The sequence below is a fragment of the Methylobacterium sp. D48H genome, assembly GCF_053345715.1.
In genome coordinates this window covers 200,466-210,463 of sequence record NZ_JBKFAP010000003.1, presented here as the reverse complement: position 1 = coordinate 210,463, position 9,998 = coordinate 200,466, and the positions used below count along the sequence as shown (strand labels likewise).

At 75.6% G+C, this 9,998-nt stretch carries 12 protein-coding genes; 1 reads left to right on the top strand and 11 read right to left on the bottom strand.

Features of this window, described 5'->3' with window-relative positions; genetic code table 11:
* Positions 1-4: 4 nt before the first annotated feature.
* The 10 genes from ccmE to ACLBX8_RS09680 all read right to left on the bottom strand — a co-directional run bounded on the left by ccmE (position 5) and on the right by ACLBX8_RS09680 (position 8,061).
* Positions 5-517, bottom strand: coding sequence for a cytochrome c maturation protein CcmE (ccmE, locus tag ACLBX8_RS09725; RefSeq protein ID WP_447698268.1), 513 nt, complete (start codon positions 515-517; stop codon positions 5-7).
* 230 nt (positions 518-747) lie between these two features.
* The gene (gene ccmI, locus ACLBX8_RS09720) at positions 748-2,235 is read right to left on the bottom strand and encodes a c-type cytochrome biogenesis protein CcmI (protein WP_447698267.1); all 1,488 of its coding nucleotides are present in this window, start codon (positions 2,233-2,235) and stop codon (positions 748-750) included.
* A 209-nt stretch (positions 2,236-2,444) separates the two neighbouring features.
* Entirely contained in the window at positions 2,445-3,863 is a 1,419-nt protein-coding gene (locus ACLBX8_RS09715) for an ATP-binding protein (RefSeq protein WP_020090899.1), read from the bottom strand.
* A gap of 15 nt (positions 3,864-3,878) precedes the next feature.
* Positions 3,879-5,039 (bottom strand): 2-methylaconitate cis-trans isomerase PrpF family protein, encoded by a 1,161-nt coding sequence (locus tag ACLBX8_RS09710; protein ID WP_354453649.1) that lies wholly within the window; start codon positions 5,037-5,039, stop codon positions 3,879-3,881.
* Complete coding sequence (locus ACLBX8_RS09705) at positions 5,036-5,713, bottom strand: response regulator transcription factor (protein ID WP_012321897.1); 678 nt, start codon at positions 5,711-5,713, stop codon at positions 5,036-5,038. Before ACLBX8_RS09705 ends, ACLBX8_RS09710 begins: the two co-directional genes overlap by 4 nt.
* Positions 5,714-5,748: 35 nt before the next feature.
* Positions 5,749-6,120: a PepSY domain-containing protein gene (locus ACLBX8_RS09700; protein WP_020090901.1), complete on the bottom strand. Its 372-nt coding sequence runs from the start codon at positions 6,118-6,120 to the stop codon at positions 5,749-5,751.
* Positions 6,121-6,317: 197 nt separating this feature from the next.
* Complete coding sequence (locus tag ACLBX8_RS09695; protein WP_447698266.1) at positions 6,318-6,545, bottom strand: hypothetical protein; 228 nt, start codon at positions 6,543-6,545, stop codon at positions 6,318-6,320.
* A 1-nt stretch (position 6,546) separates the two neighbouring features.
* Positions 6,547-6,891 carry a hypothetical protein gene (locus tag ACLBX8_RS09690; RefSeq protein WP_447698265.1) on the bottom strand — a complete coding sequence of 115 codons (345 nt, stop codon included), beginning with the start codon at positions 6,889-6,891 and terminating at the stop codon, positions 6,547-6,549.
* A gap of 54 nt (positions 6,892-6,945) precedes the next feature.
* Entirely contained in the window at positions 6,946-7,494 is a 549-nt protein-coding gene (locus ACLBX8_RS09685) for a hypothetical protein (RefSeq protein WP_447698264.1), read from the bottom strand.
* A gap of 60 nt (positions 7,495-7,554) precedes the next feature.
* Positions 7,555-8,061, bottom strand: a complete 507-nt coding sequence (locus tag ACLBX8_RS09680; RefSeq protein ID WP_447680798.1) for a phage tail tip lysozyme — start codon at positions 8,059-8,061, stop codon at positions 7,555-7,557.
* Positions 8,062-8,140: 79 nt separating this feature from the next.
* Between ACLBX8_RS09680 and ACLBX8_RS09675 the strand changes: the two genes are divergently transcribed.
* Positions 8,141-8,701 carry a GDSL-type esterase/lipase family protein gene (locus ACLBX8_RS09675; protein WP_447698263.1) on the top strand — a complete coding sequence of 187 codons (561 nt, stop codon included), beginning with the start codon at positions 8,141-8,143 and terminating at the stop codon, positions 8,699-8,701.
* 22 nt (positions 8,702-8,723) lie between these two features.
* Here ACLBX8_RS09675 and ACLBX8_RS09670 read toward each other — a convergent pair whose 3' ends face one another.
* Complete coding sequence (locus ACLBX8_RS09670; RefSeq protein ID WP_447715036.1) at positions 8,724-9,980, bottom strand: DUF2793 domain-containing protein; 1,257 nt, start codon at positions 9,978-9,980, stop codon at positions 8,724-8,726.
* Positions 9,981-9,998 lie beyond the last annotated feature (18 nt).

Sequence of the window (9,998 nt, the reverse complement as noted above, 5' to 3'; positions counted from 1 at the left end):
TCCCTCACCGCTCGCTGCGGGGACCGAGGGTGCTGTCCGCCGCCGCGGTGGCGGGCTTCGGCGCCGGGCCGCCCTTGTTCGGGCCGCCCTCCTGCCAGCGCCCCTGCGCCTTCAGCGCGTCGGCCACCTCGCGGGGCATGTAGGATTCGTCGTGCTTGGCCAGCACCGTGTCGGCGCGGAACTGCCCGCCCGGCTCCAGCACGCCCTCGGCGACCACGCCCTGCCCTTCCCGGAACAGGTCCGGCAGCAGGCCCTTGTAATGGACCTCGACGGTCTCGTTCGTGTCGGTGACGGCGAAATCGACCGTCTGGTCGGGGCCGCGCCTGAGCGAGCCGTCCTTCACCAACCCGCCGAGCCGCAGGCGCGTGCCCGGGGCGATGGCCTGCTTGGCGATGTCGGTGGGCGAGCGGAAGAACACGATCGAGCCGCTCATGGCGTACAGCATCAGCCCCACGGCGAGCGCCAGGACGCTGCCGCAGGTGGCGATCAGGATCAGGCGGCGTTTCTTACGCGTCACGATACTTCCACCCCGCGGTCCGGCGCGCGGAGACCCGCGTCGACCGGAACCGTTCTCATTCTAGTCTTGAGGGTGTCGGCTCCAGGCGCCCGCGGGTCAAGGGCGGGCGTCGGGACCGATTGTCGTACGGACCGCTCCGCGGAGGCGGGCTCGCGATTTCGTGGCGCCGGGGAACGGGCGCGCCAGGGGTTCGGTGCGCCAAGAGTTCGATGCGTCAGGGGTTCGGCGCGTCAGGGATTCGGCTTGGCAGGAAGCTCCAGCTCCCGGGCGAGACCGTCGAGCCGCGCCACCGCCTCGCTGTTGGCGGCCAGCGCCATCCGGGCGCGGTCGAGGGCCTTCACCGCCTGGTCGCGCTCGCCCAGCGCGCTGTAGGAGCGCACGAGCCGCATCCACTCGTCCGGCGTGCCGCCCCGGGCGGCGAGGCGCCGGTCGAGTCCCTCGACCATCCCGCGAATCGCCGCCTGCTGCTCCGCCTGCGGCATGGCGCGCACGGCCGCCATCGCGGCCTCCTTCTCGGCCTGGACGCCCGGTCCCGCCCGGCCCGATTCGACCGTCGCGGGCGCCGCGCCCTCGGCGCCGAGACCCACGGCGCGGGCGCCCTGCTCGACCTGGGCGAGACCCTGCGGGTCGCCCGCGAGGGCCGTGCGCGCCCGGGCCAGGGCGTCGGTCGCCTGCGCGCGCTCGCCGAGGACCATCCGGGACCGGACGAGCCGCAGCCACTCGTCGGGGGTGCCGCCGCCGCTCTTGAGGCGGGCGTCGAGCCCGTCGACCATGCCGCGAATCGCTGCCTGCTGCTCGGCCGGGATCTCGGGAGCGGCCTGGGGCGTCGCGGGCGGGGGCGGCTCGCCCTTGAGGCGGGCGAGACTCTGCTTGACGATCCCGAGCCACGGGGCGTTCGGCGGGCTGCTGGCCTCGAGCTCGGTGAGCTGGCGGATCGCCTCGCCGGTGTCGCCGGCCTGCTCGGCCGCGCGGGCGAGGTAGAAGCGCGGCTTGGGCGCGTTCGGCTCCTCGGCCTGCGCCTTCTCGAACAGCGCCTTGGCCTCGGGCGACACGGTGCCGTCGCCGGCCGCCGTGAGCGCCTCGCCCTGGTCGGCCAGGAGGTCGGCGGTCTCGCCCTTGATCCGCGCGAGGTGGCCGTAGGCGCGGGCGGCGGCGTCGAATCGGCCGGTGCGCATGTAGACCGGGGCGAGCACGGCCCAGCCGCGGGCATCGTTCGGGTCCCGGGCGAGGCGCGCCTCGATCTGCCCGACGGCCTTCATCAGCTCGTCGGCGCCGCCGCGGGCGGCCTGCCGGTCGGCCTCGGTCTGCGCCGGCACCTCGGGCGAGCCGTAGAGCCCGTAGGCGATCAGCGCCACGAGCGGGATGGTGGAGAGCGCGAAGGCCGAGGCGGCGCGCCGGCGGCGCAGGCGCGGCTCGGCCGGGCGCGCGGCCTCGGCGATGCCGGCATCCTCGGCCTCGCGCTGCGCCTCGCGGCTCGACCGGAGCAGGCGGCGCGCCGCCTCGGCCTTGGCGGTCTCGGCCTCGTCGGGGGCGATCAGGCCGCGCTCGAGGTCGCGGTCGATCTCGGCGATCTGATCCTCGTAGAACGCCGTCTCGGTGGCGAGCCCGCTGCCGCCGGCCTCGCCGGTCGGCACGGCGGCGCGCCGCGACATCGGCCAGAGCAGGCCGAGCACGGCCGCCGCGGTCATGGCCGCCAGGATGAACCAGATCGCCGTCATGGACCTTATCGCCAACGGGCCGCACCGGCCCGCCCCTCCCCACGCCCTGTGGAGCCGGCGGCGTGATGCCACGACGCCTCCCGGCGGCGGCTCGGTGTCACGCAACTCTGTTGCGATGACAAGGCCCCGGGCGGGAGCCATGAGGCCGCGCGCCGCCTCCCGGCCAGTACCCGGACGCGGCCGGACGTGCCCGGACGCGTCCGACGGCCTCAGTGGGCGGCCGTGCCGACCGGCAGGTCCCCCGGCACCTCCAGCACCGCGCGCAGGCCGCCGAGCGCCGCCTGCTCCAGGGTGAAGCGCCCCCGGTACAGGGCGGCGAGGTCGGCCACGATCGACAGGCCGAGTCCCGAGCCGGGCTTCGATTCGTCGAGGCGGCGCCCCCGGCCGAGCACGGCCTGCCGGGCCTCCGGCGGCAGGCCCGGACCGTCATCCTCGATGGCGACGACGAGGTGGGGATAATCGTCCTTGCTCACCGCCTCGGCCCGGATCGCCACCCGCCCGTGGGCCCACTTGGACGCGTTGTCGACGAGGTTGCCGACCATCTCCTCGAAATCCTGGCGCTCGCCGCGGAAGCGCAGGCCCGGCGGGACGTGGACGTCGTAGGCGATGTCCTTGTCCCGGTAGATCTTCCCGAAGGTGCGCACGAGGCCGGCGAGCGCCGGCTCGACCTCCGTGGAGGTGCCGAGCGTGCCGGCGAGCGCCGCGGCGCGGGCCCGGTCGAGGTGGTAGTTGACCTGATCGCGCATCACCGCAGCCTGCTCGCGGATCTTCTGCGCGAGTTCCTCGGGGGCGTCGGAGGCCCCGACCTCGTTGACGATGATCGAGAGCGGCGTCTTCAGGGCGTGGGCGAGGTTGCCCACCTGGGTGCGGGCGCGCTCCAGGATCTCGCGGTTGGTCTCGATCAGGAGGTTCACCTCGCCGGTGAGCGGCGCGATGTCGCGGGGATAGGTGCCGGTGATGCGGTCGGCCTCGCCCCGGCGGACGGCGCCGAGCGCGGCGCGCATCTTCTTGAGGGGCGCGAGGCCGAAGCGGATCTGCAGCAGCGTGGTGATCGCAAGCGACAGGCCGAGCAGGCCGAAGGTGATGGTCAGCGAGTTCCGGAACCGGTCGACGTCGTTGACGATCTCGTCGGCGGGGCCCGCGACCCGGACCGTGTAGCGGCCCTCCTCGCCGAGATCGACGTCGCGCTCCATGATGCGCAGGAGGCGTCCGTCCTGCCCCTTGCCGTAGCCCTGGCGGATCTGCCCGACCCCGACTTTCCCGTCGGAATCGGTCGCGGCCGGCAGCGGCACGCCCACGAGGGAGCGCGAGGTGCGCACGTCGCGCGGCTTCGCGTCGGGCTTGCCGACCTGCCAGTACCAGCCGGACAGGGGCAGGTCGAAGCGCGGGTCGCCGAGCGAGAAGGTCCGGCTCTCGGGGTCGTTGGGCGAGACGAGGTCGGTGGCGAGATTGTTGGCGAAGACGAGGAGCCGGCTGTCGAAGGAGCGCTCGGTGTTCTCGCGGTAGAGGGTCGTGAGGATCCAGGCCGCGATCAGCAGGATCGCGGAGCTCGAGAGGAACGCCGACACGGCGAGCCGCACCGCGATGGAGCGGCGGCGCAGGGAGAAGAGGCCGATGAGGTCGATCATGGATGCGTCGGTCGCTCAGACGTGCGGCGGCGCATCGTAGAACACCGCGCCGCGCATCAGCGGGCGCGCCGTGCGGAAGAAGGCGCCGCGCTCGGCCCGCCAGCCGTCGGCCCCGCGGGTCACGGCGGCGTCAGCGGTGAGGATGCCCGACGGCATGCCGACCCGCAGGACCGCTTCGGTGGGGCGTGCGGCCTCGTGGACGAGGCTGCCTTCGAGCCGGGCGGCGACCGCGAGGCACAGGGTGGCGGTGAGCGGCAGCGCCTGGTGCGGCACGCCGTTCGAGATGACCCGGGCGGTCAGGTCGGTCTCGGCGGCGCGGATCGTGGCGCCGGAGAGGCTGCCGGAATCCTGCGGCGGCGCCACGAGGCCGACGAAGGGCACGTGGACGACGCGCGCCGCCGCCTCGAGATCGGGCGCGATGCCCATCGCCACGGAGCCGGCCCGGCGGATCCGCGCCAGCCGGTCGAGGAGGCCCGGCACGGCCTCCAGGGCGGCGGGCAGCTCGGTGCCGGCGAGGCCGAGATCGGCGGCGCGGACGAACACGCAGGCATTGGCGGCGTCGATCAGCGAGGCCTCGATCGCGCCGAGGCCCGGCACGTCGAGCCACTGACGGACGGCGCCGGTCGGGAGCAGCCGGCCGGTCGTGGCGCCGCCCGGATCCAGGAAGTCGAGCTGGATCGGCGCGCCCGTGCCGGTGACGCCGGGGATCGCGAGGTCGCCGCGGTAGACGCTGCGGCCGCCCGCGGCGGCGAAGCCCGCCACGATCAGCTTGCGCGTGTTGGTGTTGAAGATCCGCAGCCGCACCGGGCCGTCCGGGACGTCGACGAGCCCCTCGTCGACCGCGAACGGCCCCACGGCGGCGAGCATGTTGCCGCAATTGCCCGAGAGGTCGATGCGGCCGTCCCGGACCACGACCTGCACGAAGGTGTAGTCGATGTCGGCGTCCGGCCGCGCGGAGCGCTCCACCACGCAGATCTTCGACACCGACGAGACGCCCCCGCCCATGCCGTTGAGCTGCCGCCCGAACGGGTCGGGGCTGTCCATGGCGGAGAGGAAGGCCGGCTCCCAGGCGGCGAGATCCCCCGGCACGTCCCGGCGGTGCAGCATCAGCGCCTTGCTGGTGCCGCCGCGCATGAAGACGGCCGGCAGCGTGCCGGAACGCGCGGCCGCGCTCACATCCGCGCCGGCGGCTGGTTGGGGTCCACGAGGTAGCCGAGGCCGCGCACGGTCTGGATCAGGTCCACCGCGAGCTTCTTGCGCAGGCGGCCCACGAACACCTCGATCGTGTTCGAGTCGCGGTCGAAATCCTGGTCGTAGAGGTGCTCGGTGAGTTCGGCGCGGGACACGACCCGGCCGGTATGGTGCATCAGGTAGGAGAGCAGCCGGTACTCGTGGCTCGTCAGCTTCACCTGGGCGCCGTCGACGAACACCTTGCCGGAGCGGGTGTCGAGGGTCACCGGCCCGCAGGCGATCTGGCTGGTGGCGTGGCCGGCGGCGCGGCGCAGCAGGGCGCGCACCCGGGCCATCAGCTCCTCCATGTGGAAGGGCTTGGTGACGTAGTCGTCGGCGCCGGCGTCGAAGCCGTCGACCTTGTCGGACCAGCGGTCCCGGGCCGTGAGGATGATCACCGGGGTCTTCACGCCCGCCCGGCGCCACTTCTGCAGCACCGTGACGCCGTCGGCCTTGGGCAGGCCCATGTCGAGGATGATGGCGTCGTAGGGCTCGCTCTCGCCGAGATAGCCGCCCTCCTCGCCGTCATAGGCCTTGTCGGCGACGTAGCCGGCCTCCTCCAGCGCGGCCACGACCTGCCGGTTGATGTCCTTGTCATCCTCCACGACCAGCAGACGCACGGCTCACTCCCCTCCGAAACGGTATCCGCGCCCGCTCAATACTGTCCCGCCACGGTGCCGGTGCGCGCGTCGACGATCACGTGCACGAAATGCCCGTCGCGGCGCAAGGCGGTGAGCATGTAGACGAGGCCGTCCGCGTGACGGCAGAGGCTCGCCCGCTGGATCTCGGCGCGGGGGATCACCGTCCGGGCCGCGCGGATCGCCGCGACCGGCGGGATCACCCGGCGCTCGCCGACCTCCTCGCGCAGGTCCGCGGGGGACAGGCAGCTCTCGATCCGCAGCGGCGGCTGGCTCGACACCGCGCCCGTCTGAGGGGCCGGCCCGTCGTCGGCCATGGAGCCGAGGCCGCCCGCGGCGAGGGCCGCGGCGGTCAGGCTGATGGCGACGAGGGCGATGGCGTAGCGCATTGGCAGACGATGTGAGCCCAGGGCACTGAATGCGTCCTGAATACGTGGCCGTGCGTCGCCCCCGGCGGTCGTCGGCGGCGGTCCGGACAGTCCCTTCGCGGTCGATTCGGTGGCGGGCGGCATCGTGCGGACATGACGGCCGAGGCGGCGCCCGGTTCCACGCCGCGCGCCGCTTCCCACAGGCGCCGCGGCCGGTCTCACGGTGCCGGCGCTGCGGCGGGACCGCAGGCCGCGGCGCGGGCCGGCGGCCCGGCCCGGCCAGTCCCCGCCGGCGCGGCCTGCGCGGCCTGCGCGGCGCCGCCGGACCCCAGCGTCCAGGCAAGCCGGCCGACCGCCGCACCCTCGTGGACGGCGACCGTCACCGCCGCGGCGGCCGCCAGGCCGAGCCACACCCGGTCGAGAACCCTGTCCCAGAGCAGGCGCATCTCACCCTCCCGTCAGCAGCTTCCAGAGGGCCCGCAGGGCCGGGACATGCGCGGCGAGCCACGCGACCTGGTCGGAGAACCAGTGTGCGGCCGCCGCCGCGGCGACGAAGGCGAGCACCGTCGCGTGCTTGAGCCGGCGCAGGTAGCGGCGCAGCGCGCGGCGCTCGAGATGCGCGTCGACCAGCTCGTCGAGGGCGGCGAGGCGCGGCTCGGACTGCCGGGCGAACCACGCGTGCCAGACGGGCGGGAAGCGGATCGTCCGAGGCCGCCCGCCGAGGGCGACACCCGCGCCCTCGGCGTCCTGGGGGGGCGCGGATTGCCGTGCCTCGGTGCGGAGGGGCTTCATGGTGACGATCCCTGTTACACGGCCCCCGCGCCGCCGAGGCGGCGAGGCCCGGCCTCAGGCCGGGTGCTTGTCCGCCCCGCGCAGCTGCGCGAGCGCTGGGGCGAGGACGTTGGCGGCGCTCGCCTGCGGATCGAGGGGCAGCGCCCGGAAGATCCGCGCGGCCACGCCCTCGGGGCCGCCCGCCTTCCGCACGACGTGCGCGGGGGCGGTGGCGAGCACGTGCCGGGCGCCGGCGGCCACCACCGCGGCGCCGAGGTCGGCGCTGACGGTCCGGCCCCGGGCGGCCCCGGCCACGGCGTTCTGGCCGAACTCGGCCCCGGCGCGGATCGCGGCCTCGATCCGGTCGCGGGTGAGCACCGAGGCGGCCCAGGGCGCGACCCGGGCGATGCCGGCGGTGACGGCGGCGGCGGCGAGCGGAACGAGCGCGGCCGTCACCGGCTGGAGCAGGCCGGAGAGCCAGTCGCCCCACGGCAGCGCCGGTCCGGCGAAGGAAGCCGCGACCGGAGCGACGGCGGGCGCGGCACCGCCGGCCTGCGCGGCGAGGGCGGCGAGCGGCAGGCCCGTGACGGCCAGGGCGACGGCCGCCCGGATCGGGTGCATCATCGTGGAACTCCTTCTCAGCGCGCGGCGGACCCGGCCGGCTCGGGATCGGGTGACGACGGGTCAGGGCCGGCCCGGCGGCTGAGCCGGCATCGCGGCGGGACCGTCGCGCAGGGCGGCGAGGGCCCGGCGGGCCCAGGCGAGGCGGCGCGCGGGCGCCACGACGCCGGGCCGCTCGTAGCGGCGCCAGACCGCCTCGGTGGCGGCAGCGAGGGTGGTGGTGGCCCGCAGGGCCGCGAGGGCCGGCGCCTCGGGACCGCGCAGCTCGGCGCAGAGGTAGCCGTAGCCCGCCTCGGGGTCGGCGGGATCGCGGCCGCGCGCCCGGCACCACGCCTCCATGGCGACGCGCCGGGGCCCGGTCCACTGGGCGAGCCCCCAGCCGCCGCGGGAGCCCGGCACCGCGGGGGCGACCTCCTGGAGGTGGCGGAACCCGCCGGTCTCGTGGCCGAGATTGCCGAGCAGGCCGGCGGCCTGGACGTCGCTCAGGCCGAGATCGCGCATCAGCCGCGGGCCGAGCCGGCGGCAGGCCGCGGCGAAGGGCTCCCGCGCGGCGGGGTCGGATGGCGGCATGGGCGTGCTCCGGAAGCTGGCGTGCCCGGACGCGCCGGGCTAAGGCGGCCCGCGCCGTGGGCGGCGCCGAGGGGGATGCGTGGGACGCGGACAGGACCGGCCGCTCGTGTTCATCGGCGACTCGATCACCGCCGCCTGGGGCGCGGTGCGGGCCGAGACCTTCGCGCGCCACGGCTTCGTCGCTCGGGGCGTCCCGGGCGAGACGAGCGGGCAGATCCGCGCGCGCTTCCTGCGGGACACGGCCGGCGCCCGGGCCGTGCATCTGCTCTGCGGGATCAACGACATCGCGGAGATCGGCGGCCCGGTGCCGGACCGGGCGATCGCCGGGAACATCATGGCCATGGGGCAGATGGCCTTCGCGGCCGGGCTGCCGCTCACGATCGGCACCGTGATGCCGAGCGACTTCTGGGGCTGGCGCCCCGAGCTGCGGCCGGTGGCGCGGATCCGCGCCCTGAACGGGTGGCTGCGCGCCTACTGCGCGGCGGGCCCGGCCCGCCTCGTCGATTACGGGCCGCCGCTCGCCACGGAGGCGGGCGCGCTCCGGCGGGACTTCACCGACGACGGCATCCACCTCAACGGCGCGGGCTACGCGGCCGTGGAGCCGGCGATGCTGCGGGCCCTCGGCGCAGGCCCGGAATGACGGCGGCCGCGGGGTCGGGCGCTCACGCGCCCAGCGCCAGCCAGTAGGTCGGCACCGACCCGACCCCCGCCACCGCGCCGGCCGTCGCGCGGCGGGTGCGGAGCGTGAACCCGGTGGCCGCCACGTCGCTGACCTGCGCGGCGTGGAGCGCGTCGCCGGCGCCGGCGACCGGCTGCGCCCAGACGCCGAGGCAGCTCCCCGGGAAGGCGATGCCGAAAGCCACCGCGACATCGGCGTCGGCGGCGGTGACGAGCCCCCATTGCGCGATCAGGCCGCCCGGGAGCCGGATCGACCCGTTCGCGCCGAGCACCTGCGCGCCGGTCGCCAGCGGCGTCCCGTCGGCGCGCTGGTAGTGGCGCACGCGCCAGCGGCCCGCCGCGTCCGAGGTGGCGATACAGGTATCGTCGGCGGCCGTCACGAGATCGGCGCGGGTCGGCAGCACCAGCACTTCGGGATCGTGGACCAGGGTCGCGGCGCCCGAGAAGCGCACGAACCGCTCCCGGTCGACGTCGGCGCCGAAGCTCGCGATCCGCGCCGCGCCGGTGACGAGCACCCGCCGGGTGCCGGCCGCGCCGAGGTCGGTGGTGGGGGCGGCCGCGAGGGCGGTCTCGGCCGAGGCGAAGTCGATCCCGCCGGTCCGGGCCGAGGCGGTGAGCACCGTGGCGAAGGCGGCCCCGTCGGGCGAGACTTTCAGGGTGAAGTCGTCGCTCCCCAGGGTGCCCAGCAGAGCCCGCGCCGCGTAGCCGGTCTCGAAGACCAGGGCGGCGTCGCGGGCGGCGGATTTCCGGTTGACGAAGACCCGCATGTCGCCGGTGCCCGGCGTGGCGTCGTCCCAGGTCAGGAGCGCGGAATCGGACTTCACCGCGAAACGGTTGGTGGCGTCGGCCGCCGTGTTGATCCCGAGGCGGCCGACGCTCTGGAGCGCCGTCAGCGCGCGGCGGAGGCTCGTCCAGGCCGCGCCGTCGAAGACGTAGAGGTCGGCCTCGTCGATCAGCCAGGCGAGCCAGCCGGCCCGCGGCGCGGCGCCGGTCCAGACCCCGTCGGCGTAGCGCACCACCTGGCCCGCGAGCCCCGCCCAGGCGCCCCCGGGCTCGGCGGCGGCCACGAGGTAGCGGTCGCCCTCCGCGGGGCCCGGTGGCGGCGCGGCGAGATCCTTGTCCAGGCAGGCGAGCTGGACGAGCGCGTCGAGCAGGCCGAGCGCCTCGTTGTGGGTCACGTGCTTCTGCGCTTGGCTCGCGGCGATCAGCGGCAGGCCGAGATGGGGCGTGGCGTCGGACATGGGGCGGCTCCCGGGCGG